We start from the raw sequence: 21,516 nt of genomic DNA on the forward strand, positions 1-21,516 counted from the left end.
AATTAAACATCAACGGTTCAGCACGTACATGGTGATTTCAAAACCCCAACGGAAATCAATTGCTTCAGGTGTTTCCCAGCGCATGGTAAGCCTCCTAGTGAATGCATGATGGTATGTTGCGAGTGATGGTCGTCGGCTACGCGACGACACCTGATTGTGACGGAATCTTGTCGATTCTGCACGATGGCGGGCGCTGCCGTGCGGGGGTATGTACGACGGGCCCGGCGATCGCGCCTGATCGGCAGCGCGCGTCGGCCGCGTCAGCGCGCTTTGTCGGCATCCCAGTCAAGCGGACCTTCGATCTGCCTGACGTGCCGGATGACGGGGCGTGCTTCTACCCTGGCGATCAGCGCGCGAATGTTTGGATAAGGGTCCAGCGAGACCTGACATGGCACTGACCATCCCAGAGCAACCACCGCGTAAGCGTCGATGACTGAATAGGCTTCCCCCAGAATGAATTGGCGGTCTGTCAGGTGATTTTCCAGGACCCTGAGTGGCAGGGATACACGTTCGTCATAATACGAGCGCAGACGCGCTTGTATTGCGTCATCTTTCTCGGCCCAGATCCAGGCAACTTCTACCATTCTTGGATGAAGGTCCGATGCGATAAAACCAAGCCACTGCTCCGCCTCATGACGCTCGCGCGTTCCCCGCTCGGGCAAGAGTTTTCTGGATGGCGCGAGATCGGCGATGAACGGCAACGTCGCGCTGTTCTGTGTGAGCACAGTACCGTCGCTCAGGACCAGCACGGGCGTCATGCCCATCGGATTGAGTGCACGGACCTGCTCTGTCAACGGGTCATTCTTTGCCCTCAGATTGACCTCGATCGCCTGGTAAGCGACGCCGCTTTCTTCCAGTGCAAAGTGGTTCGCCGTTGAGCATGCACCCCTGTGGTAATACAGTGTGATCATGGTTGATCCTTCAAGCGAGCGGTGCCCGGCACCAATTCCGAAACACGCTGGCCAGTATGACGACCCAAAATTTGATAACGCATGTCGCTCCTTGTTGTCATCCCCGCTGCAGCGGCGCTACAATAAAAGGATCACTGATCCACATGATGTGGATCAGTGATCCGATTGTCAAGGAGTGTTTATGCGGGCCGATGCGAAAGAAAACTATGACCAACTTCTCGAGACCGCGCGGGTCGTCATCGCCGAAGCGGGTGTTGATGCGTCGATGCGCGACATCGCGCGCAGGGCTGGCGTGGGGCCGGCCACCCTTTTTCGTCATTTTCCGACGCGGGAATCCCTGCTCGACGCGTTGCTCAGAAGTTCGCTTGAAGAACTGACGCAGAAAGCTGAAGCACTCGAGTCCGCCGTTAGTGCTGATGACGCGCTCGTTACGTGGCTACGCGAGGCGGTAGCGTTTGTCCGGATTTATAGCGGCGTGGTCACGTTGATGGCAGCTGCACTTTCCGACGTCAACTCGGCATTGCACACATCGTGCGACAACCTGCGCAGCGCTGGCACCCGCCTGCTGACGCGTGCGCAGGCGGTGGGAACGGCGGACAAGAACATAACGGGCAGCGATATGTTTGCGTTGATCGGAGCGCTGGGCTGGATCGGCGATCAGGCCTCGTTCTCCGCACGCAGCGACTATCTGTTCGATGTCATCGCCGCTGCGATTCTGACAGGCAGGCGTTACGGCGATGCCGGCAAGGACGTCAACAACACGGTCGTTACTTTGCCATCAGCGCCATTGACCAGCTGATATACCCGGTCAAATTCGTTATCGCCAATCTCTGTTCCTGGCGCACCGCCGAACAGCCGCACCAGTTCCGGCAGCGTATTGGAGTGCCCCACCACCAGCACCGGCCCTTGCAGCGCCTTGACCTTGCCGACCAGCGCCTCTGGCCTGCCTGCGTCGTATTGCTGCACGGGCAGGCTGAGTGATGCGGACAGTGGTTTCGCGGTCTCGAGCGTGCGGACGGTGGCGCTGCTGAAGATGGCCTGGATGCCGGCGCGGTGCAGCATCGTTGCGATATTCTGCGCCCGTTGCCGGCCTTGCGGCGTGAGCGACGGGTCGTTGCCGTCGGCGGCTTTTTCGCCGTGGCGCACGAGGTAGATCATGTCGGGCTCAGCCATGGCGGCGCAGGGCGCGAGCAGGGCGGCGGCCAGTGCCAGATGCCCCAACAATCGTGAAGGTGGTAGAGGAAAGCGCATCGTGGTCTTTCAGCATGGATGTGGTTGAAAGCAGCGTAGCACGGGGCGGTCAGTTGTCGTGCGCGTTGGTGGTGCGATCGGCCACGACACCCGTCGTGGCGAAGCGTTCGCGATACACTTTCGGCGCAATCCCCAGCTTTTTCAGGAACACCCGGCGCATCTGCGCCTCGTCGCTGAAGCAGGCACGCGCCGCGACCGTCTTCAGCGGCAGCGCCACATCGGCCAGCAACTGCGTGGCGCGCTCGAAGCGGCAGGTTTCGATGAATTCCTGGGTGCTCATGCCCACCTCTTGCTGGAACACGCGGGCGACGTGGCGCTCGCTCATCATTGCCTTGTCCGCCAGTTGGGCGACCGACAGGCGCTCGTGCAGGTTCTCCAGGATCCAGGTCTGCAGTTCGCGGATCGTCGGTTTCGCTGTGCGCTCGCTGAGCAGGTGGGCGCTGAACTGCGACTGGCCGCCCGGGCGCTTCAGGTAGACGACCATCTCGGTGGCCACATCCAGCGCCAGCGCGCGCCCGAAGTCCTGTTCCACAAGCGCGAGAGCCAGGTCCATGCCGGCCGTGACGCCGGCCGAGGTCCAGACATTGCCGGAGCGGATGAAGATGGCGTCGGCATCGATGTCGATGGATGGGAAATCGGCTTTCAGGCGATCGGCCACGCCCCAATGCGTCGTGGCGCGTTTGCCGTCGAGCACGCCGGCGGCGGCCAGAAAGAACGCGCCCGAGCACAGGGCGCTCAGGCGTTGGAGGCGCGGGGCGGCATCGCGGATCCAGTCGATCAGGGCGGCGCTTTCGACCAGCGCCGCCTGGATGTGGCGCGCACCGACCACCATCGCGGTGTGGGGCAGGGCGAGGGTGCTGACCACCTTGGTGGCTTCGAGCGACATCAGGGTGTCCGAGCGGATCGGCCCGGTCTTGAAGGACGCCACGCGCACATCGTAGCCGGCGGCCTTGCCTTGCCGCGCCAGGTGCAGATTGGCGTATTCGAACACCGACATGGGGCCGATCGCTTCCATCGCCTTGAAGCCGGGATAGACGACGATGTCGACGGTGATGGTGTCCAGAGGTGGCGCAGAAGGCATCGGCAGGGCGGTCAGTGGCGAAGATCCGGTCATTATTGCACCAAATCCTGCCATTTCCGCCCGGGCGGTGCCGGTGGCGATGCCCGCGCCTGCAGAATGGCTGCATTCCATTTCTACTCAGCCAGAGACCATCACCATGAAAACCAAAGCAGCCATTGCCTGGCGCGCCGGCGCGCCCTTGACCATCGAAGAAGTCGACCTGGAAGGCCCGCGCGAGGGCGAAGTACTGATCGAACTAAAAGCGACCGGTATTTGTCATACCGATTACTACACGCTGTCGGGCGCCGATCCGGAAGGGCTGTTCCCGGCGATCCTGGGCCATGAAGGCGCGGGCATCGTGGTCGATGTGGGGCCTGGGGTGACGACTTTAAAAAAGGATGACCACGTTATCCCGCTCTACACGCCGGAATGCCGTCAGTGCAAATTCTGCCTGTCGCAAAAAACGAATCTTTGCCAGGCGATCCGCAGCACGCAGGGCCGCGGCCTGATGCCGGACGCGACCAGCCGTTTTTCGCTCGATGGCAAGCCGCTGTTTCACTATATGGGCACGTCGACCTTCTCGAACTACATCGTGGTGCCGGAAATCGCACTGGCGAAAATCCGTGAAGACGCTCCGTTCGACAAGGTCTGCTACATCGGTTGCGGCGTGACGACCGGTGTGGGCGCGGTGCTGTTTTCGGCCAAGGTCGAAGCGGGCGCCAACGTGGTCGTGTTTGGCCTGGGCGGCATCGGTTTGAACGTGATCCAGGCAGCAAAGATGGTGGGCGCGGACAAGATCATCGGGGTCGACATCAATCCGGCGCGCCAAGAAATGGCGCGCAAGTTCGGCATGACCCATTTCGTCAATCCGAACGAGGTCGAGAATGTCGTCGACGCCATCGTGCAGATTACCGACGGCGGCGCCGACTACAGTTTCGAGTGCGTCGGCAACGTCAACACGATGCGCCAGGCACTTGAATGCACGCACAAGGGCTGGGGCAAATCGTTCATCATCGGCGTGGCGGCCGCTGGCGAAGAAATCGCCACCCGCCCATTCCAATTGGTGACGGGCCGCGAGTGGCGCGGTTCGGCCTTTGGCGGCGCGCGCGGCCGCACCGATGTGCCGAAGATCGTCGACTGGTATATGGAAGGCAAACTCAATATCGACGATCTGATCACGCACCGCCTGCCGCTCGAGCGCATCAATGAAGGGTTCGACCTGATGAAGAGCGGCGAATCGATCCGCTCGGTGGTGCTGTACTGATGGCGCTGGCCGCGGCGGTTCAGGCCAGCGCGGCCACGACAAAGTCGACGAAGGTGCGTACCTTGGCCGACAAATGTTTGCGGCTCGGATAGAGCGCATGAATGCCCAGCTCGGCTGACTCCCAGCCGGGCAGCACCTGCACCAGCCGCCCGGCTGCCAGATCCTCGCCCACGATGAAGTGCGGCTGGAACACGATGCCGGCCCCGGCGACGGCGGCCAGGCGGATCATGTCGCCGTTGTCGGCCCTGATGGGGCCATTCACCGTCACGGTGAGGTGTTCGCCAGCGGACTCGAGGCGCCAGTCGGCGCCGCCCCCGCTCAATGAGTAGCTCAGGCATGTATGCCGGCTCAGGTCGTGCGGCGTCTGCGGCGTGCCGTGCGCGGCCAGGTAGCCGGGCGAGGCGCACACGATGCTGCGCGCGACGCCCAGCTTGCGTGCAATCAGATCCGACTGGGGCAGGGCACCGATCCGGATCGCCACATCGAAGCCTTCCTCGACCAGGTCGACCTTGCGGTCGGACAGCGCAATATCGAGCTGCACCTGCGGGTAGGCCTGGGTGTACGCACCGATGATGCTGCCCAGGCGGTGCTGGGCATAGGACAGCGGAATCGTCACGCGCAGCACGCCGCGCGGCAGCGTTGTCATCTGGCCGGCAATCTGCTCGGCCTCGTTCACGTCCCCCAGGATCTGCACGCTGCGCTCGTGGAAGGAGCGGCCCGTTTCCGTCAGGCTCAGGCGTCGGGTAGTGCGGTTCAATAGCCGCGTGCCCAGGTGCTCTTCGAGCTTTTGCACCTGCTTGGACACCATCGCGCGTGACACATCCAGCCGGAGCGCCGCAGCGGCGAAGCTGCCGCTGTCGACCACGGCAACATAGGTCCTCATCGAGCCGAGCAAGTCCATTGGGCGAGATTGTCAATCAAATGGAAATAGTCTAACCATCTTCAACTGCTTTATCAACATCATGGGCGTAGGTACCATGCACGCATCACTTAACGAGGTGCACCATGAATTTGCCCACGATCTTTGTCTCACACGGCTCGCCGATGCTCGCGCTGCAAGACAGCCCGGCACGCCGCTTCCTGCAGGGCCTGGGCCAGACATTGCCACGGCCGAGCGCGATTGCGGTCGTCTCGGCGCACTGGGAAACCGCTGGCGGCCCGGCCGTCTCGCTGGCCACCCAGCCGGAGACGATCCACGACTTTGGCGGCTTTCCGCAAGCGCTGTTCGACATGCGCTATCCGGCACCGGGCGCGCCTGCCGCTGCCGAACGCGCGGCTGCGCTGTTCGACGCCGCCGGTATCCCGGTCGGACGCAGCGCGACACGGGGCCTGGACCATGGCGCGTGGGTTCCGCTCAGCCTGATGTATCCGGCCGCCGATGTGCCGGTGATGCAGATTTCGATCGTCCATGGCGCCGATCCCGCGCGCCATGAGCAACTGGGCCTGGCGCTGCAGGCCTTGCGCCAGGAGGGCGTGCTGGTCATCGGTTCGGGATCGTTGACGCACAACCTGTATGAAATCCGCGGACACAGCGCCGATGCGCCGCCGCCAGCCTGGGTCAGCGACTTCGGCACGTGGATGCGCGAGCGGCTGCTTGCGAATGACCGCGCCGCCTTGCTGGACTACCGCCAGCTGGCACCGATGGCCGCGAAAAACCATCCGACCGAAGAACATCTGCTGCCGCTGTTCGTGGCAATGGGCGCGGCCGGGCCCGACGCCAGGGCGTCCGTGCTGCACACGAGTATCGAACATGGCGTGCTCGCCATGGATGCCTACGCGTTCAACTAATCATTTACCTTGTTTTCATTCACGAAAGAACGATCATGCAAACCACGACCACGCAACTGAATACCAACAACAACGACGCCGGCAAACTGGTGCTGCGCATTGCCCTGGCCGCGATGCTGCTGTTCCACGGCGTTGCCAAACTGAGCGGCGGCATCGGTTTTGTTGCCGACATGCTGGCCAAAGCCGGCTTGCCTGCCGTGTTTGGCTACGGGGTGTATATCGGCGAAGTCCTCGCACCGCTCCTCATCCTGTTCGGCCTGTTCACGCGTCCTGCCGCGCTGATCGTGGCCATCAACATGATCGTCGCCGTTCTGCTGGCACACACGAGCCAGTTCTTCACGCTTAACGAGACTGGCGGCTGGGCACTGGAATTGCAGGGGATGTTCTTCTTTGCCGCAGTAACAGTCGCACTGCTGGGGGCAGGACGTTACAGCATCGGTGGCGCCAACGGCCGCTGGAACTGAATCGAGCTGCATCCAAAGCCGGGGTCAGGTCTGACATTCGGACACCAAAGTCGGGGTCAGGTCTGACATTCGGACACGACCTCGGCTTTACTCGGATCAAAGCCGGGGTCAGGTCTGACATTCGGACACGATCTCAGCGCTAGTCAAATGACCCCCCGGCCTCCTCGAATGCTGAGCAATCTCAGCGCTAGCGATCCGGCATCCGGTAGCGTGGCCGGATGACACGACCACTCAGACTAGACTTTCCCGGTGCGCTGTACCACGTGACGTCGCGCGGTAACCGGCGTAACACGATCTATCGCGATGAAGCCGATCGCCGAATTTGGTTGGAGGTTCTTGCGAAGGTGTGTGAACGCCACCACTGCGTTATTCATAGCTTTTGCCAGATGACCAATCACTACCATCTTCTGATCGAAACGGCCGAAGCAAATCTTCCGCAATGCATACGCCAACTCAACGGGTCGTATTCGCAGCATGTCAATCGACGGCATCATCTCGTTGGTCACCTGTTTCAAGGGCGCTACAAGGCGATCCTTGTGCAGAAGGAAAGTTATCTTCTGGAAGTCTCCCGGTACATCGTGTTGAATCCACTACGTGCACATGTTGTCGAAACGCTGGATCAATGGCGATGGAGCAGTCACCGTTATTTTGTCGGGGATGAAACGCCGCCAGAATGGTTGGCGCGAGATCGGCTTCTGGAGCGCTTCGGTGGCACACGCACCAGCGCCATTGAGGCATATCAGGCGTTTGTACTGGCAGGTGTCGGGCAAGCAAATCCGCTGGACGCCACCCGCCATCAAATCCTGCTGGGGGATGAAGTTTTCGTATCGGCGCACCAGCGGATGCAGCGGTCTGAAGCGCTCATGGAAACCAAGCGGGCGGCGCGGCGCGCAGTGGCGCTTCCCTTGCTTGACTATCAGAACACCTATCCCGCCAGGGATGAGGCGATGGCGCGCGCCTACCGATCGACCGCCTATACCATGCCACAGATTGCGATCGCCTTTGGCGTCTCGACCAAAACGGTCAGCCGGGCGGTTGCCGCTTTCGAGAAAGCGAAACCGCATGCTTAGTGCTGAGGCCGTGTCCGAATGTCAGACCTGACCCCGGGTTTGATGCTGAGGCCGTGTCCAAATGTCAGACCTGACCCCGGCTTTGACGATCATAGCTGCGTCAACGAAATCGTCCCCGTCACCGGCGTCGAACACGGCTCTTCATCGAACGCGATATCACCCAGCGGATTGGCCACGCCATCCGTCTTCAGGTCCGCGAAGCCGAACAGGTTGCGGTCCATCAGATGCGATGGCACCACGGTCGACAGTGACGAGAAAATGCTCTCCACGCGCCCTGGATGTTTTTTCTCCCACTCGCGCAGCATGTTCTTGATCTGCTTGCGCTGCAGGTTCTCTTGCGAGCCGCACAGGTCGCACGGGATGATCGGGAAGCCTTTTACCGCCGCATAGCGCTCGGTGTCTGCCTCTTTCACATACGCCATCGGGCGGATCACCATGTGCTTGCCATCGTCCGACACCAGCTTGGCCGGCATGCCTTTCAGCTTCCCGCCGAAGAACATGTTCAAGAAGAAGGTTTCGAGGATGTCGTCGCGGTGGTGGCCCAAGGCGATCTTGTTGCAGCCCAGCTCATCGGCGACGCGGTACAGGATGCCGCGCCGCAGCCTGGAACACAGCGAGCAGGTGGTCTTGCCTTCCGGGATCAGGCGCTTGACGATGCTGTAGGTGTCCTGGTTTTCGATGTGGTAATCCACGCCGAGCTTGTCCAGGTAGGCCGGCAGGATGTCGGCCGGGAAGTTCGGCTGCTTCTGGTCGAGGTTGACTGCGACGATGTCGAAGTGGATCGGCGCACGCTCGCGCAGGGTCAGGAGGATGTCCAGCAGTGCGTAGCTGTCCTTGCCGCCCGACAGGCACACCATCACCTTGTCGCCGTCTTCGATCATGTTGAAGTCGCCGATGGCCTGGCCGACCTGGCGGCACAGGCGCTTGTGCAGCTTGTGGTTTTCGTGGGCGATCTTTTCCTGCTTCTTGGCGTCGATCACAGGGGCGGCCTCGCCCAGCGGGAAGTCCGCCTCGGTCAGGCGCTCGATAACGGTTTCGTTCATGCTTCGTCCTTGATACGGAATACTTCGACACCGACGCCTTCGCAATCGGCATACACGTCAGGTTTCATCGTCGACACGCCCGCCGCGCGCACGCGCGGATGGGCCAGCATGGCCTCGACCATGTCGTCGCACAGTGTTTCTTGCAGGTGGATATGGCCTTTGGCGATGCGCTGGGCCACCGTCTCGCGCATGAAGTCGTAGTCGACCACTTCGGCCAATTGGTCGGCCTTTGGCGTCGACATCTCGAGCGGAATGTACAGCTCAACATTGATCAGCACACGTTGCTCGCCCTTCTTTTCGAAATCGTGCACGCCGATATTGATCATCACTTCGTAATTGCGCAGGAACAGCCGGCGGCAATTGCGCAAGCTCGGGTGGGACAGGGCGGACAACATGGTTAAGCCTTTTGGATAGATGATTCGGTGCTGCGGTTGTTGGGGTTGTCGCTGCGCGGTTCGGTCAGGAACATGACGTCGCGCGTCGATGGCGTCAGGTGCTGGCCGCCATCGACCAGCAGGGTCGTGCCCGTCAGCGCGCGGGCGCCCGCTGCGTAGACGACCGCGTCGGCAATGTCCTGCGGTGTCGAGGAGCGCCCCAGCGGCGTGGCGCGGTGCGCCTGCGTAAAACCTTCCTCGCTCTGCTCGCCCGAGACCAGCGTGATGCCGGGCGCCACGCCCACCACGCGCACGGTCGGCGCCAGCGCTTGCGCCAGCATCGTGGTGGCCGCGTGCAGCGCTGCCTTGGACAAGGTGTACGACAGAAAATCCGGGTTGAGATTGTACAGTTTCTGGTCGAGCAGGTTGATGACGACGGCTTGCTCGCCCTGCGGCGTGGCCGCATGCAGCGCCTGTGCCAGCAGCACTGGCGCTGTGACATTCGCGGCCATATGCGCTTTCAATAGCGCCGGCGAAAAGTCGGTGGCGCTGTCGTATTCGAACAACGACGCGTTGTTCACGATGCACGTTAACGTGCCAAGCGCATCGATCGCGCGGCCCGCCAGCAGCCGGACGGCCGCATCGTCGGCCAGGTCGCACTGCAGCAGCACGGCGCGCCGGCCCAGCGCCAGGATGGCGTCGCGGGTGGCGATCGCATCCTGTTCGGAATGGCGGTAGTGCAGCGCGAGATCCCAGCCGGCCCTGGCCAGGCCCAGCGCAATGGCGCGCCCGAGACGGCGGCCGGCGCCGGTCACCAGCGCGACCCGGGGCAGGGCGGTTGGAACTGTGTCGGTCATCATGGGTGATCAAGCCTGAACGTCAGGCAGTAAATTGTTGATAAAAGCGAATCTGGCTACAATGCCGGCATGTCCCTGCCCACCCCCGACCACGACGCCCTGGCCGCGTCCCACGCCCTGCAACAGCGCATCGCTGACGAGATCGAACAATCCGGTGGGCAGATCGCGTTTTCGCGGTTCATGGAACTGGCGCTGTACGCGCCGCGCCTCGGGTATTACAGCGGCGGCGCCGCCAAGCTCGGCGCCGAGGGCGATTTCATCACCGCGCCCGAGATGACGCCGCTGTTCGGGGCAACGGTGGCGCGCGTGGCAGCCGCTATTATCGCCCAAAGCGCGCCTGACATCATCGAGTTCGGCGCCGGCACCGGTCGCCTGGCGCGCGACGTGCTGGCTGCGCTGGCGCGCCAGGGCGTCGCCGTCAACTCGTACACCATCATCGAATTGTCAGGCGAACTGCGTGCGCGCCAGCAGGCCAACCTGGCCGATCTGCCGCAGGTGCGCTGGCAGGACGCCATGCCCGCGCACTTCAGCGGCGTGGTGCTGGCCAATGAAGTGCTCGATGCGATGCCGGTCGAGCTGGTGATCCGCACGCAGGATGGCTGGCGCCGCCAGATGGTCACGATCGAGGACGGCGCATTTGCCTTTGTCCAGGCGCCGCTCGACGCCGCCCTGCACGAGCAACTGGTGCGCCAGGTGCCAGACCACGAACAGATGATCGAAGGCTATGTCACCGAGCTGCACCCGGTCGGCGCCGGCTTCATGGGCTCGCTGGCGGCGATGTTCGCGGGCGGCCGCGGCGCGGCGATCCTGTTCGACTATGGCTTTCCAGCCCACGAGTACTACCTCGACCAGCGTATCGGCGGCACCCTGATGTGCCATTACCGCCACCATGCGCATCCCGATCCGTTCTATTTGCCGGGCCTGCAGGACATCACGGCCCACGTCGATTTCACGGCGATGGCGCTGGCGGCCCAGGATGCCGGCCTGCCGGTACTGGCCTACATGAGCCAGGCCGCGTTCCTGATCGGTGGCGGGATCGGTGAGTTGTTGCTTGAAAACAACCCTGAGGATGCGCTGCGCTTCCTGCCGCAGTCGCGCGCCGTGCAAAAGCTCGTCTCACCAGCGGAAATGGGCGAATTATTCAAGGTGCTGGTGGTCGGGCAGGCTGTAACATTGCCCGATGCACTCGTCCAGGCTGACCGCAGTCATCGCCTGTGATAATTGTGATATCTTGCACAACGGACACAATTGCGTCTAAGCTGTACGACATTCCAGCGCCAGGGTCCGGCCATCCGCCTCGGCCGAGGACGTAGCATCAATGGCAGGCATCAGCGGGCAGATTTGACACACCATGGCCAAGATTCACACACACTATGACAACCTGAAGGTGTCGCGTCACGCGCCCCAGGAAGTCATTCGTGCATCGTACAAGGCGCTGAGCCAGAAATACCATCCCGACAAGAATCCGGGCGACGAAAAGGCCGCCCGCATCATGGCCGTCGTCAATTCGGCCTACAACGTCCTGGCCGATCCGGTGCGCCGCAAAGAGCACGACGAGTGGATCGCGTCCGAAGAATGGGAAGTCGAGTGGCTGGAAAGCTCGAACGCCAAGGACGGCCAGTTGCGCAAGGGCGGTGACGCGGGCGACGCCCCGTCAGCCCACAAGCCGCGCCGCGCACGCCTGATGCGCGATCCGCGCTGGTGGCTGGGGCTGACCACCTGCTTCGTGGCCGGCGCCGCCACTGCCGTCCTGCTCATCGGGCAACCGGGCATGATGCCCGGCGCGCTGGCCTGGAGCGGTGTGCAAAAGCCCGTGAGCGTGCTGGCCAGCACGCCGCCGGCCGCAGCAACGCCAGCAACTGCACCCGCAACCGCCGAACCCGCGCCCGCGCCGGATACCTGGGCCGGCCGCGGTACGCCTGCCGTTCGCACACTCGGCATCGCCCAGCTGGTGGTGCCCGACCGCGTGCCCGATTGCAGCACCGACCTGCAAACCCTGACAGCGCCAGGCGGCGAGCCGTGGCCAGCCGAGTCGGCCTATCTGCCGGGCTACCCGGTGGGTAACGAGGGCGCCGGGATGCAGGTGACGATCGACAATAGCGCGAACGCATCGCCGGTGTTCGTCAAGCTGTACGACCTGGAGCGCCGCGCCAACGTGCGCCACGCCTTCGTGCAACCGCGTGCGACGTTCACGCTCGACAGACTGACGCCCGGCAAGTACGAAGTGCATTACCAGAACGTCGTTGTCGGCGCTGGCAAGGGCGAGTGCGACAGCCGCCAGCCCGTTCAATAAGCGCTCTTCGGCTGTCGTTTTTATGCGCCGTAGCTGGCCCTGAAACGGCGCATCATGCCAATTTCATTTAATTCGTTCTGCGCCGTAATATACTGGGTCGATACTGCGTGCCCATGCAGCCGCCCCACGCCCAACGCAGGCCAACACGGACCACAATGAACGAACTGGAAGGCCTGACGGCCCTGATCATCGAGCCCCACGCAGGGATGCGCGCCAGCATCCACAGCATGCTCACGCTGTGCGGCCTGAACCGGATCGAGCACGCCAGCACGTCCAACCAGGCGATCAAGCACCTGGGCCTGCGCCAGTTCGACCTCGTCCTGTGCGAATACGACCTCGAAGGCGGCCAGGATGGCCAGCAGTTGCTCGAAGACCTGCGCCACCACAAGCTGATGCGCCTGGCCACGATGTTCTTCATGGTCACCGCAGAAGGCAACCACAGCAAGGTGGTCAGCGCAGCCGAGCTCGCGCCGACCGACTACGTCCTCAAGCCATTCACTGCCGATCGCCTGCTCGAGCGCATCGGGCGCGCACTCGAAAAGCGCAATGCCTTCCTTCCCGTGTACACGCTGATGGAGGCGGGCGACCAGGTGGAGGCGGTCGCTGCCTGCATCGAGGGCCAGCGCCTGCACACGCGCTACGCCATTGACTTCTTGCGCCTGCGCGCCGAGCTGCACATGTTCCTGGGCCAGGCCGAGCTGGCCGAGCCGATTTATCGGCACCTGGTCGAGATCAAGGCGATTGCCTGGGCCCGGCTGGGGCTGGCCAAGACGCTGTTCGTGCGCAAGCGCCTGGCCGAAGCCAAGGAAATCCTCGAAGAGCTGGTCGACACCAACCGCAATTTCGTCGACGCCTTCGACTGGCTGGCACGCACCCACGCCGCGGCTGGCGAGCTCGACAAAGCGCAGGCCGTGCTCGCCGACGCCGTGGCCGTCTCGCCCCATGCGGTGCGGCGCCTGCGCACGCTGGCCGACATCGCCTTCGACGCAGGCGATATCGACACCGCCGAAAAGTCGCTGCGCCTGGTGGTGGGCAAGGCCAAGTATTCCGAGTTCCGTGATCCCGAAGACCACGTCAAACTGGTGCGCACGCTGGTGGGCAAGGGCGATCCGGTGGGCGCAGCGGCGGTGGTGCGCGATCTCGACCGCACGATGGGCGGGCGCGCCACGACGGCGCTGTGCAGCGCGGTAGCCTCGGCCCTGGTGCACGAATACACCGGCAACGACGTGCGCCTGGGCGAATCATTGACCACGGCGGTGGCGGCCTGCCAGGATGCGCCGGGCGTGTCGGTCGACATCAAGCTCGAGCTCGCCCGCACATGCCTCGACCATGGCATGGAAGAGGGCGCCTGCTCGGTCGTGCGCGACGTGATGCGCAATGCCGGCGACGAGGCGGTGATGGCGCGCGCAGTCGGGGTGATGGAAAGCGCGGGCAAGGGCGAGCTGGCCCGCTCGATGGTCAAGGAAAGTCGCCAGCATGTGGTCGACCTGGTCGCCAGCGGCGCCGCGCGCGCCAAGAGCGGCGATTACCGGGGCGCGGTCACGCTGATGCTCGAGGCGGCGCACAAGCTGCCGAACAACCCGTCGGTGGCGTTCAATGCTGCGCTCGCAGTGCTGCGCTGCCTCGAGGCGGGTGGCTGGGACGATCGGCTTGGTGGCCAGGTCCCGATCCTGATCGCCAATGTGCGCAAGCTCGACCCGCTCAATCCCAAGCTGCCGGCGCTGGCCGCGCTGTTCCAGAAAGTGCTCAAGCAGTACGATCAGGGCGTGCGCCAGGGGCTGCGCATGCCCGCGCCCAAGGCGGACTGACGATGGCCGACATTCCCCATGGTGCGCAGAGCCACCCCGCGTCGGGCCGGGTGCGCGATGCGCTGATGCGCAAGCTGAGCGGCACCGAGCGCATGTTCAGTCTTGGCGGCACCATGACGCGCGTGATCGGCATGGGCTACAGCGTCGACGAAGGCTCGGCCGACCTCGCGTATTACGTGATGGCCGACGTCGCGCTGACCCAGCGCATCCTGCGCCTGTCGAACACGGTGGCGTACCGCACGCAGCTGGGCGCGCCGGTGACGACGATCTCGCGCGCCATTTCGCTGCTCGGCTTTGACAATGTGCGCGCCGCCGCGCTGGCGATGCTGCTGGTCGACGCGCTCGACGTGGCCGAGCACGGCGTGCGGGTCGAACTCCAGGCGGCGCTGTGCGCCAGCCTGGTGGGCCAGGAAATGGCGCACCGCAGCCCCCATCCGGGCGCCGAGGAAGCAGGGATCTGCGCGCTGTTCAAGAACCTGGGGCCGATGCTGCTGGCCAGCCACGAGCCGGAGCGCTACCGCGAGATCGCGGCCCTGGTCGCCACCGGCAAGCACACCCACGCGCAAGCGTCGCGCCTGATCCTGGGATGCACCTTCGAGACCCTGTCCGAGGCCGTGCTGCGCGAATGGCAATTGCCCGCGCTGATTATCGACGCCCAGGCCCCGCCCGCACCCGTGCCAAGTACGCTCGCGGTCGCGCCAGAGCGCGCCGAGTGGATGCGCCAGGTGGCCGCGTTCAGCCAGGACGTGGCGCGCCTGATGGGCCATCACCATGATCCGGCCAATTCGCCCGAGGCCGAGGCGCTGCTGGCACGCTACGGTGTGGCGCTCGGGCTCGACATGCCCGGGCTGGCAGCGCTGTTCGACACGGTCCAGGAAAGCATGAACGGCATGCTGCAGAGCATGAACATGGAGCGCGCCCCCAAGACCGACCCGAAGGCCGGCAGCAGCCTGCCGAACGTGCTGGCGCTGGCGATGCTGGACGCAGGCGAGGCCGACGACGGCGAGTTCTACCCCAGTGGCAAGCCGAAGAATGCGCGCGACCTGCTGCTGGCCGGTGTGCAGGATGTGTCGGTGCTGGGTGGCTCTGCCACGAGCGCCAACGACGTCATCATGGCCGTGCTCGAAACGCTGTACGGCGCGCTGGGCTTTCGCTTTGCCACCATCTGCCTGCGCGACGGCCGGACCGGCACCTTCCGGGCGCGCGCGTCGCTGGGGGAGAACAAGGTCGAGCTGCAGGCCGGCTTCACGTTCCCTTGCGCATTCACACGCGACCTGTTCCACCTGGCGCTGGAAAACAATGCCGACATGATGATCCCGGATGCTTTCAGCCCCAAGATCCGCGATCTGCTGCCGGCCTGGTACAAAACACTGCTGCCGGACGCCGAGAGTTTCATCGTGCTGCCGCTGGTCGTGGGCAAGGCGCAGCTGGGGCTGTTCTATGCCGACCGCATCTTCACGGCGCCCGAAGGCGTGCCGCCGGACGAGACGGCGCTGATCAAGGCGCTCAAGGCGCAGGTGCTGGCGGCACTGGCGCCGGCTTGACGAACAAACCAAGTTTTTTTCACGCCGCGCAAAATGACCCTTGCGGCTTTAGAGTCCGACCGTTACAATCACGCCCCGAAGCAACGCTGTCAGGCGAAGTGGAAAAACCTTCTACCCAAACCTGATTGACAGTACGTTGAGCTTGCTTCATACTCTGCGGTTCTTCGCGGTGGGGTGGCCGAGTGGTTAAAGGCAGCAGACTGTAAATCTGCCCTCTCTGAGTACGCTGGTTCGAATCCAGCCCCCACCACCAAAAGAAGATCGTGAAGTCGAATTGAAGTTGTACCTCGCGGGTGTAGCTCAATGGTAGAGCAGAAGCCTTCCAAGCTTACGACGAGGGTTCGATTCCCTTCACCCGCTCCAGTGTTTTGCGGTGTGCAAGTTGAACATCGCACCAAATCAGCCCTTGTAGCTCAGTGGTAGAGCACTCCCTTGGTAAGGGAGAGGCCACGTGTTCAATCCACGTCAAGGGCACCAGAATTTTGTACGGCAGTCGCGTTGCACTCGTCCGTCAGGTGTGCCTGGTAATTCTCAAAAATATCGTTAGATCTTAGGAGTCTGAAATGGCAAAAGGTAAATTCGAACGGACCAAGCCGCACGTAAACGTCGGCACCATCGGTCACGTTGACCACGGCAAAACCACGCTGACGGCTGCAATCGCGACCGTCCTGTCGAAGAAATTCGGCGGCGAAGCCAAGGCCTACGACCAGATCGACGCGGCACCAGAAGAAAAAGCACGCGGCATCACCATCAACACCGCGCACGTCGAGTACGAGACCGAAAACCGTCACTACGCTCACGTTGACTGCCCAGGCCACGCCGACTACATCAAGAACATGATTACCGGTGCTGCGCAGATGGACGGCGCGATCCTGGTGTGCTCGGCCGCTGACGGCCCAATGCCACAGACCCGCGAGCACATCCTGCTGGCCCGTCAAGTTGGCGTTCCATACATCATCGTGTTCCTGAACAAGTGCGACCTGGTCGACGACGCAGAACTGCTGGAACTGGTCGAAATGGAAGTGCGTGAGCTTCTGTCGAAGTACGAGTTCCCAGGCGACGACGTCCCAATCATCAAGGGTTCGGCACGTATGGCCCTCGAAGGCAAGCCGGGCGAAATGGGTGAAGAATGCATCACCCGTCTGGCCGAAGCCCTCGACACCTACATCCCAACGCCAGAGCGCGCTGTTGACGGTGCGTTCCTGATGCCAGTGGAAGACGTGTTCTCGATCTCGGGTCGCGGTACCGTTGTGACCGGTCGTGTCGAGCGCGGCGTTGTCAAAGTCGGCGAAGAAATCGAAATCGTCGGTATCATCGACACCGTCAAGACCACTTGCACCGGCGTGGAAATGTTCCGCAAGCTGCTGGACCAGGGTCAAGCTGGCGACAACGTCGGCCTGCTGCTGCGCGGTACCAAGCGTGAAGATGTCCAGCGTGGTCAAGTCCTGGCAAAGCCAGGTTCGATCAAGCCGCACAACCACTTCACCGGCGAGATCTACGTTCTGTCGAAAGATGAAGGCGGCCGTCACACCCCGTTCTTCAACAACTATCGTCCACAGTTCTACTTCCGTACGACTGACGTGACCGGTTCGATCGAGCTGCCAGCAGACAAAGAAATGGTCATGCCAGGCGACAACGTGTCGATCACTGTCAAGCTGATCAACCCGATCGCGATGGAAGAAGGTCTGCGTTTCGCAATCCGTGAAGGCGGCCGTACTGTCGGCGCCGGCGTGGTCGCAAAGATTCTGCCTAACTAAGCAGAGCAGAGGGAGGCGGAAGTCATTTCCGTTTCCCTCGAACAGCATTGTCAGTGAGCGCGCGCTTGCTGTATAATGTTGGATTCAGCTGGAAGTTTTCGTAGGGGTGTAGCTCAATTGGCAGAGCGTCGGTCTCCAAAACCGAAGGTCGCGGGTTCGATTCCCTCCGCCCCTGCCACCGAATTCTGGTGCCAGGCACCGAAAGTAAAGAAGAATGTCTAATCAATCCGTGCAAACTGTCAGCACCTCGAATGACAAGTTCAAGGTCGCGCTGGCGGTGGTTGCAGCGATTGCAGGCGTCGTCGGGTTCTTTTACCTGACAGGCCAGAACAAACCAGCCTTGGTCGCCGCAGGCGCCCTTTTGGCTGGTTTAGTTTTTGCTGTCCTGCTTTTGTGGACTTCCACCACCGGCCGTGATTTCCTGAGCTTTGCCAAGGAATCGGTGCGCGAGACCAAGAAGGTCGTTTGGCCGACCCGCCGCGAAGCCTTGCAGATCACGGGCATCGTGTTTGCCTTTGTGGTTGTGATGGCGATTTTCCTGTGGGGCACCGACAAGATTCTCGAGCTCCTGTTGTACGACTTTGTCCTGGGTTGGAAATAAACATGAGCGAAAACGTACAAGAAGATACCGCGCCGGAAGAGATTCCGGCGGCCGGCGTCCCGGCGACCGGCGCTCCGGAAGAAGGCGTTCCAGAGCAGGAAGCAGCACCAGAAGCAGCTGCACCCGTGAGTGTCCCGGTCAGCAACAAGCGCTGGTACGTCGTTCACGTCTACTCGGGTATGGAAAAGAGCGTGATGCGCGCCCTGACCGAACGGATCGAACGCGGCGGCATGCAAGAACAGTTTGGCCAGATCCTGGTGCCAACCGAGGAAGTTGTCGAGATGCGCAACGGCACCAAGGCCGTTACCGAGCGCCGCTTCTTCCCGGGTTACGTGCTGGTCGAGATGGAAATGACCGACGAAACCTGGCACCTGGTGAAGAACACCAGCAAAGTCACCGGTTTCATCGGCGGCAAGTCGAACAAGCCGACCCCAATCCCGGCGCGCGAGATCGACAAGATCATGCAGCAGGTCCAGGAAGGTGTCGAGAAGCCTCGGCCAAAGACGCTGTACGAAGTGGGCGAACAGGTCCGGATCAAGGAAGGCCCGTTCACCGATTTCAACGGCAATGTCGAAGAAGTCAATTACGAAAAGTCGAAGGTGCGAGTTTCTGTTACCATCTTCGGCCGCGCGACTCCAGTGGAACTGGAGTTCGGGCAAGTCGAGAAAGTCTAAACGCTACAATCGGAGCGTCGCAGTTGTCAGGCGGAATCCGGTAAGAGGAGCCCCGCCGGAGACGAGTAGTCGCGGTGGGGCGCTACTACTCAAGTCAAAGATAGGAGCCTTTCATGGCAAAGAAAATCATTGGCTTTATCAAGCTGCAAGTTCCAGCTGGTAAAGCAAACCCATCCCCACCGATCGGTCCAGCACTGGGTCAGCGCGGTCTGAACATCATGGAATTCTGCAAGGCGTTCAACGCCCAGACCCAGGGTGTCGAGCCAGGCATGCCAATCCCGGTCGTGATCACCGCGTTCGCCGACAAGTCGTTCACCTTCGTGATGAAGACGCCACCGGCAACGTACCTGATCAAGAAAGCCGCTGGCATCACCAAGGGTTCGGCCAAGCCGCATACCGACAAGGTTGCATCGCTGACCCGCGCTCAAGCTGAAGAAATCGCAAAAACCAAGCAGCCGGACCTGACCGCCGCCGACATGGACGCAGCAGTGCGTATCATCGCTGGCTCGGCACGTTCGATGGGCATCACGGTGGAGGGTCTGTAATGGCTAAGCTGTCCAAACGCGTCAAAGCTATCAAAGCTAAAGTAGACCGCAATAAAGTCTACGCCTTCGACAACGGTCTGTCGCTGGTCAAAGAATTCGCCACTGCCAAGTTCAACGAGTCGATCGACGTCTCGGTGCAACTGGGCGTGGACCCAAAGAAGTCGGACCAAGTGGTTCGCGGTTCGGTCGTGCTGCCAGCAGGCACCGGCAAGACCGTGCGCGTTGCTGTGTTCGCAACGGGCGAGAAGGCTGAAGCTGCACGTGCAGCCGGCGCCGACATCGTCGGTATGGAAGACCTGGCCGAGCGCGTCAAAGCCGGCGACATGCCTTTCGATATCGTCATCGCGTCGCCAGACACCATGCGTATCGTCGGTACCCTGGGTCAGATCCTGGGCCCACGTGGCCTGATGCCTAACCCGAAAGTCGGCACCGTGACCCCAGACGTCGCAACCGCCGTCAAGAACGCCAAAGCCGGTCAGGTCCAGTACCGTACCGACAAGGCAGGTATCGTTCACGCAACGATCGGCCGTGCATCGTTCACCGACGAAGATCTGAAGAGCAACCTGGTTGCCCTGATCGACGCCCTCAACAAAGCCAAGCCAACCACGTCGAAAGGTGTGTACCTGCGCAAGGTCGCCCTGTCGTCGACGATGGGTGCTGGCGTGCGCATCGATCACGCTTCGATCGCTGCTGCTTAATTAGCAAATTCAAGTCCTCGCGCCATTGGCGCGGGGCGATTCTTTGGGCTGTCGCAGTAACTGATCGCTGCGGCAGACAATCAAAGACCGTTGGGCCAAGTGCAGAGGTTGGGCATGCGGTTAAAAGACAACCCAACGCAGATGGTGTACCCGAACAAGTTTTGTAGTCCAGCTGCGTGAATTCATCCGCTCAGTTTAAGGCTTCTTAACTTCGGACGCCGTGTGTTCGAACCGATGTGAACATCTCGTTCTCATCATTTAAGGAGATTGACCGTGGGTCTTAATCTGAATGACAAAAAGGCCGTCGTCGAAGAAGTTTCCGCAAAAGTAGCATCTGCGCAAACCATCGTCGTCGCCGAGTACCGTGGCATCCAGGTTAGTCACTTGACCAAGCTCCGTGCATCCGCACGTGCCCAGGGCGTGTACCTGCGTGTTCTGAAGAACACGCTGGCTCGTCGCTCTGTTGAAGGCACGCAGTTTGCCTCGCTGGCTGATTCCATGACCGGTCCGCTGATCTATTCGATCTCGGACGATGCCGTTGCAGCAGCTAAAGTCATCAATGACTTCGCTAAAACCAACGACAAACTGGTCATCAAAGCCGGTAACTACGCAGGTAAGCAGCTCGACGTAGCTGGCGTTACCTCGTTGGCAAGCATCCCATCCCGTGAAGTTCTCATCTCGCAGCTGTTGGGCGTCATGTTGGCTCCGGTGTCGGGCTTTGCACGTGGTCTGGCTGCCCTGGCAGCGAAAAAAGGCGAAGGTTCTTCCGAAGCAGCTCCGGCCGCAGAAGAAGCTCCTGCAGAAGCATAAGCTTCCCTTTTTTTTCAAGTACCAACCTGAACTACATACAAATCAAAACTGGAGTTTCAAATGGCAATTAGCAAAGACGATATCCTGAACGCAGTGAGCGAAATGTCCGTCATGGACCTGAACGAACTGGTCAAGGCATTCGAAGAGAAGTTCGGCGTGTCGGCAGCTGCAATGGCAGCTCCTGCAGCCGGTGGTGGCGCTGGCGCCGCTGCTGCTGAAGAGCAGACCGAGTTCAACGTTGTTCTGACCGAAATCGGCGCGAACAAAGTCGGCGTCATCAAGGCAGTCCGTGAAATCACCGGTCTGGGCCTGAAAGAAGCCAAAGACGTCGTCGACGGCGCTCCTAAGACGGTTAAAGAAGCCCTGCCAAAAGCAGAAGCTGAAGCCGCCAAGAAGAAGCTGGAAGATGCAGGCGCCAAGGCTGAACTGAAGTAATACATAGGCAAAGGGTGCTGTTCGCAGCACCTGATGCGGGAGTCAAAGCTTGCAAAACTTGCCGGAAGGCGGGAATTGCGGCTTTGGCTCTTTTGTCGTCCCTGCGACAGACGTCGCCAAGGAATGACAGAATAGAGGCGGCAACACCGGCTCGGAAATATCGTAACACAGCAGTTTGCTTGTCCTTTTCATCTGGCGCGAAAGAGTAAAGACTTCAGGAATTGTGTGTGGTGGTGGCGCGTGCCACTGGCAAATCCTGAATTCTTCAT

General features: G+C 61.6%; 24 protein-coding genes and 4 tRNA genes. 20 read left to right on the top strand and 8 right to left on the bottom strand.

All coding sequences use genetic code 11. The features are described 5' to 3' along the window. Positions 1-9: 9 nt before the first annotated feature. Positions 10-84 carry a pyrroloquinoline quinone precursor peptide PqqA gene (gene pqqA, locus AC1MGT_RS12435; RefSeq protein WP_183555285.1) on the bottom strand — a complete coding sequence of 25 codons (75 nt, stop codon included), beginning with the start codon at positions 82-84 and terminating at the stop codon, positions 10-12. A gap of 176 nt (positions 85-260) precedes the next feature. Further along, positions 261-911, bottom strand: coding sequence for a glutathione S-transferase family protein (locus AC1MGT_RS12440; protein WP_499500413.1), 651 nt, complete (start codon positions 909-911; stop codon positions 261-263). A gap of 181 nt (positions 912-1,092) precedes the next feature. Here AC1MGT_RS12440 and AC1MGT_RS12445 point away from each other — a divergent pair, with 181 nt between their 5' ends. Continuing rightward, on the top strand, positions 1,093-1,710 hold the full coding sequence (locus tag AC1MGT_RS12445) for a TetR/AcrR family transcriptional regulator (RefSeq protein ID WP_499500414.1): 618 nt from the start codon (positions 1,093-1,095) through the stop codon (positions 1,708-1,710). Here the strand turns inward: AC1MGT_RS12445 and AC1MGT_RS12450 are convergent. Together AC1MGT_RS12450 and AC1MGT_RS12455 are read right to left on the bottom strand one after the other, a co-directional pair. Beyond that, positions 1,641-2,162 carry a SixA phosphatase family protein gene (locus AC1MGT_RS12450; RefSeq protein WP_499500415.1) on the bottom strand — a complete coding sequence of 174 codons (522 nt, stop codon included), beginning with the start codon at positions 2,160-2,162 and terminating at the stop codon, positions 1,641-1,643. The two genes, AC1MGT_RS12445 and AC1MGT_RS12450, sit on opposite strands and share 70 nt — an antisense overlap. 49 nt (positions 2,163-2,211) lie before the next feature. Continuing rightward, positions 2,212-3,276: a GlxA family transcriptional regulator gene (locus tag AC1MGT_RS12455; RefSeq protein WP_499500416.1), complete on the bottom strand. Its 1,065-nt coding sequence runs from the start codon at positions 3,274-3,276 to the stop codon at positions 2,212-2,214. Between the two features lie 103 nt (positions 3,277-3,379). On the opposite strand from AC1MGT_RS12455, the gene AC1MGT_RS12460 reads away from it, so the two are divergent. Then, positions 3,380-4,486, top strand: coding sequence for an S-(hydroxymethyl)glutathione dehydrogenase/class III alcohol dehydrogenase (locus AC1MGT_RS12460; protein ID WP_499500417.1), 1,107 nt, complete (start codon positions 3,380-3,382; stop codon positions 4,484-4,486). 19 nt (positions 4,487-4,505) lie between these two features. Here AC1MGT_RS12460 and AC1MGT_RS12465 read toward each other — a convergent pair whose 3' ends face one another. Beyond that, positions 4,506-5,369: a LysR family transcriptional regulator gene (locus tag AC1MGT_RS12465; protein ID WP_499500418.1), complete on the bottom strand. Its 864-nt coding sequence runs from the start codon at positions 5,367-5,369 to the stop codon at positions 4,506-4,508. A 122-nt stretch (positions 5,370-5,491) separates the two neighbouring features. Here AC1MGT_RS12465 and AC1MGT_RS12470 point away from each other — a divergent pair, with 122 nt between their 5' ends. The 3 genes from AC1MGT_RS12470 to AC1MGT_RS12480 all read left to right on the top strand — a co-directional run bounded on the left by AC1MGT_RS12470 (position 5,492) and on the right by AC1MGT_RS12480 (position 7,808). Continuing rightward, the gene (locus AC1MGT_RS12470) at positions 5,492-6,274 is read left to right on the top strand and encodes a DODA-type extradiol aromatic ring-opening family dioxygenase (RefSeq protein WP_499500419.1); all 783 of its coding nucleotides are present in this window, start codon (positions 5,492-5,494) and stop codon (positions 6,272-6,274) included. Positions 6,275-6,309: 35 nt separating this feature from the next. After that, complete coding sequence (locus AC1MGT_RS12475) at positions 6,310-6,738, top strand: DoxX family protein (RefSeq protein WP_499500420.1); 429 nt, start codon at positions 6,310-6,312, stop codon at positions 6,736-6,738. Positions 6,739-6,956: 218 nt separating this feature from the next. Then, on the top strand, positions 6,957-7,808 hold the full coding sequence (locus AC1MGT_RS12480) for a transposase (RefSeq protein WP_499500421.1): 852 nt from the start codon (positions 6,957-6,959) through the stop codon (positions 7,806-7,808). An 89-nt stretch (positions 7,809-7,897) separates the two neighbouring features. Here AC1MGT_RS12480 and ttcA read toward each other — a convergent pair whose 3' ends face one another. From ttcA to AC1MGT_RS12495, 3 genes are read right to left on the bottom strand one after another with little or no spacing between them, the layout of a single operon-like run. Beyond that, entirely contained in the window at positions 7,898-8,851 is a 954-nt protein-coding gene (ttcA, locus tag AC1MGT_RS12485) for a tRNA 2-thiocytidine(32) synthetase TtcA (RefSeq protein ID WP_499500422.1), read from the bottom strand. Then, positions 8,848-9,246, bottom strand: a complete 399-nt coding sequence (locus tag AC1MGT_RS12490) for a dihydroneopterin aldolase (RefSeq protein WP_499500423.1) — start codon at positions 9,244-9,246, stop codon at positions 8,848-8,850. The genes ttcA and AC1MGT_RS12490 overlap by 4 nt, the downstream gene beginning before the upstream one ends. A gap of 2 nt (positions 9,247-9,248) precedes the next feature. Then, complete coding sequence (locus AC1MGT_RS12495) at positions 9,249-10,085, bottom strand: SDR family oxidoreductase (protein WP_499500424.1); 837 nt, start codon at positions 10,083-10,085, stop codon at positions 9,249-9,251. A 66-nt stretch (positions 10,086-10,151) separates the two neighbouring features. Here AC1MGT_RS12495 and AC1MGT_RS12500 point away from each other — a divergent pair, with 66 nt between their 5' ends. From AC1MGT_RS12500 to rplL, 15 genes are all read left to right on the top strand, one after another. After that, positions 10,152-11,300: a class I SAM-dependent methyltransferase gene (locus tag AC1MGT_RS12500; protein WP_499500425.1), complete on the top strand. Its 1,149-nt coding sequence runs from the start codon at positions 10,152-10,154 to the stop codon at positions 11,298-11,300. 133 nt (positions 11,301-11,433) lie between these two features. Beyond that, positions 11,434-12,375, top strand: coding sequence for a J domain-containing protein (locus AC1MGT_RS12505; protein WP_499500426.1), 942 nt, complete (start codon positions 11,434-11,436; stop codon positions 12,373-12,375). Positions 12,376-12,530: 155 nt separating this feature from the next. Then, the gene (locus AC1MGT_RS12510; RefSeq protein WP_499500427.1) at positions 12,531-14,183 is read left to right on the top strand and encodes a response regulator; all 1,653 of its coding nucleotides are present in this window, start codon (positions 12,531-12,533) and stop codon (positions 14,181-14,183) included. Positions 14,184-14,185: 2 nt separating this feature from the next. Continuing rightward, positions 14,186-15,727 carry an HDOD domain-containing protein gene (locus tag AC1MGT_RS12515; protein WP_499500428.1) on the top strand — a complete coding sequence of 514 codons (1,542 nt, stop codon included), beginning with the start codon at positions 14,186-14,188 and terminating at the stop codon, positions 15,725-15,727. A gap of 168 nt (positions 15,728-15,895) precedes the next feature. Further along, a tRNA-Tyr gene (locus tag AC1MGT_RS12520) sits at positions 15,896-15,980 on the top strand. Between the two features lie 36 nt (positions 15,981-16,016). Further along, a tRNA-Gly gene (locus AC1MGT_RS12525) sits at positions 16,017-16,090 on the top strand. A 39-nt stretch (positions 16,091-16,129) separates the two neighbouring features. Next, a tRNA-Thr gene (locus tag AC1MGT_RS12530) sits at positions 16,130-16,204 on the top strand. Between the two features lie 86 nt (positions 16,205-16,290). Continuing rightward, complete coding sequence (gene tuf / locus AC1MGT_RS12535; protein ID WP_183554297.1) at positions 16,291-17,484, top strand: elongation factor Tu; 1,194 nt, start codon at positions 16,291-16,293, stop codon at positions 17,482-17,484. 102 nt (positions 17,485-17,586) lie between these two features. Beyond that, positions 17,587-17,662 (top strand) — tRNA-Trp (locus AC1MGT_RS12540). Between the two features lie 36 nt (positions 17,663-17,698). After that, positions 17,699-18,085, top strand: a complete 387-nt coding sequence (gene secE / locus AC1MGT_RS12545; RefSeq protein WP_183554440.1) for a preprotein translocase subunit SecE — start codon at positions 17,699-17,701, stop codon at positions 18,083-18,085. A 2-nt stretch (positions 18,086-18,087) separates the two neighbouring features. Continuing rightward, a complete protein-coding gene (nusG, locus tag AC1MGT_RS12550; protein WP_499500429.1) occupies positions 18,088-18,759 on the top strand; it encodes a transcription termination/antitermination protein NusG in 672 nt (223 codons plus the stop codon). A gap of 113 nt (positions 18,760-18,872) precedes the next feature. Next, positions 18,873-19,304, top strand: a complete 432-nt coding sequence (gene rplK, locus AC1MGT_RS12555) for a 50S ribosomal protein L11 (protein ID WP_137172442.1) — start codon at positions 18,873-18,875, stop codon at positions 19,302-19,304. Further along, entirely contained in the window at positions 19,304-20,002 is a 699-nt protein-coding gene (gene rplA / locus AC1MGT_RS12560; protein WP_183554438.1) for a 50S ribosomal protein L1, read from the top strand. The genes rplK and rplA overlap by 1 nt, the downstream gene beginning before the upstream one ends. Before the next feature lie 273 nt (positions 20,003-20,275). Further along, entirely contained in the window at positions 20,276-20,812 is a 537-nt protein-coding gene (rplJ, locus tag AC1MGT_RS12565; RefSeq protein WP_183554436.1) for a 50S ribosomal protein L10, read from the top strand. A 60-nt stretch (positions 20,813-20,872) separates the two neighbouring features. Further along, on the top strand, positions 20,873-21,247 hold the full coding sequence (gene rplL, locus AC1MGT_RS12570; protein ID WP_183554434.1) for a 50S ribosomal protein L7/L12: 375 nt from the start codon (positions 20,873-20,875) through the stop codon (positions 21,245-21,247). Positions 21,248-21,516 lie beyond the last annotated feature (269 nt).

Source organism: Telluria sp. BA11 (assembly GCF_056680305.1).

What these genes read in the sequence shown, in the direction of transcription:
- AC1MGT_RS12440 (WP_499500413.1), bottom strand. Translation starts at nt 911, where the DNA reads ATGATCACACTGTATTACCACAGGGGTGCATGCTCAACGGCGAACCAC.
- AC1MGT_RS12445 (WP_499500414.1), top strand. Translation starts at nt 1,093, where the DNA reads ATGCGGGCCGATGCGAAAGAAAACTATGACCAACTTCTCGAGACCGCG.
- AC1MGT_RS12450 (WP_499500415.1), bottom strand. Translation starts at nt 2,162, where the DNA reads ATGCGCTTTCCTCTACCACCTTCACGATTGTTGGGGCATCTGGCACTG.
- AC1MGT_RS12455 (WP_499500416.1), bottom strand. Translation starts at nt 3,276, where the DNA reads ATGACCGGATCTTCGCCACTGACCGCCCTGCCGATGCCTTCTGCGCCA.
- AC1MGT_RS12460 (WP_499500417.1), top strand. Translation starts at nt 3,380, where the DNA reads ATGAAAACCAAAGCAGCCATTGCCTGGCGCGCCGGCGCGCCCTTGACC.
- AC1MGT_RS12465 (WP_499500418.1), bottom strand. Translation starts at nt 5,369, where the DNA reads ATGAGGACCTATGTTGCCGTGGTCGACAGCGGCAGCTTCGCCGCTGCG.
- AC1MGT_RS12470 (WP_499500419.1), top strand. Translation starts at nt 5,492, where the DNA reads ATGAATTTGCCCACGATCTTTGTCTCACACGGCTCGCCGATGCTCGCG.
- AC1MGT_RS12475 (WP_499500420.1), top strand. Translation starts at nt 6,310, where the DNA reads ATGCAAACCACGACCACGCAACTGAATACCAACAACAACGACGCCGGC.
- AC1MGT_RS12480 (WP_499500421.1), top strand. Translation starts at nt 6,957, where the DNA reads ATGACACGACCACTCAGACTAGACTTTCCCGGTGCGCTGTACCACGTG.
- ttcA (WP_499500422.1), bottom strand. Translation starts at nt 8,851, where the DNA reads ATGAACGAAACCGTTATCGAGCGCCTGACCGAGGCGGACTTCCCGCTG.
- AC1MGT_RS12490 (WP_499500423.1), bottom strand. Translation starts at nt 9,246, where the DNA reads ATGTTGTCCGCCCTGTCCCACCCGAGCTTGCGCAATTGCCGCCGGCTG.
- AC1MGT_RS12495 (WP_499500424.1), bottom strand. Translation starts at nt 10,085, where the DNA reads ATGATGACCGACACAGTTCCAACCGCCCTGCCCCGGGTCGCGCTGGTG.
- AC1MGT_RS12500 (WP_499500425.1), top strand. Translation starts at nt 10,152, where the DNA reads ATGTCCCTGCCCACCCCCGACCACGACGCCCTGGCCGCGTCCCACGCC.
- AC1MGT_RS12505 (WP_499500426.1), top strand. Translation starts at nt 11,434, where the DNA reads ATGGCCAAGATTCACACACACTATGACAACCTGAAGGTGTCGCGTCAC.
- AC1MGT_RS12510 (WP_499500427.1), top strand. Translation starts at nt 12,531, where the DNA reads ATGAACGAACTGGAAGGCCTGACGGCCCTGATCATCGAGCCCCACGCA.
- AC1MGT_RS12515 (WP_499500428.1), top strand. Translation starts at nt 14,186, where the DNA reads ATGGCCGACATTCCCCATGGTGCGCAGAGCCACCCCGCGTCGGGCCGG.
- tuf (WP_183554297.1), top strand. Translation starts at nt 16,291, where the DNA reads ATGGCAAAAGGTAAATTCGAACGGACCAAGCCGCACGTAAACGTCGGC.
- secE (WP_183554440.1), top strand. Translation starts at nt 17,699, where the DNA reads ATGTCTAATCAATCCGTGCAAACTGTCAGCACCTCGAATGACAAGTTC.
- nusG (WP_499500429.1), top strand. Translation starts at nt 18,088, where the DNA reads ATGAGCGAAAACGTACAAGAAGATACCGCGCCGGAAGAGATTCCGGCG.
- rplK (WP_137172442.1), top strand. Translation starts at nt 18,873, where the DNA reads ATGGCAAAGAAAATCATTGGCTTTATCAAGCTGCAAGTTCCAGCTGGT.
- rplA (WP_183554438.1), top strand. Translation starts at nt 19,304, where the DNA reads ATGGCTAAGCTGTCCAAACGCGTCAAAGCTATCAAAGCTAAAGTAGAC.
- rplL (WP_183554434.1), top strand. Translation starts at nt 20,873, where the DNA reads ATGGCAATTAGCAAAGACGATATCCTGAACGCAGTGAGCGAAATGTCC.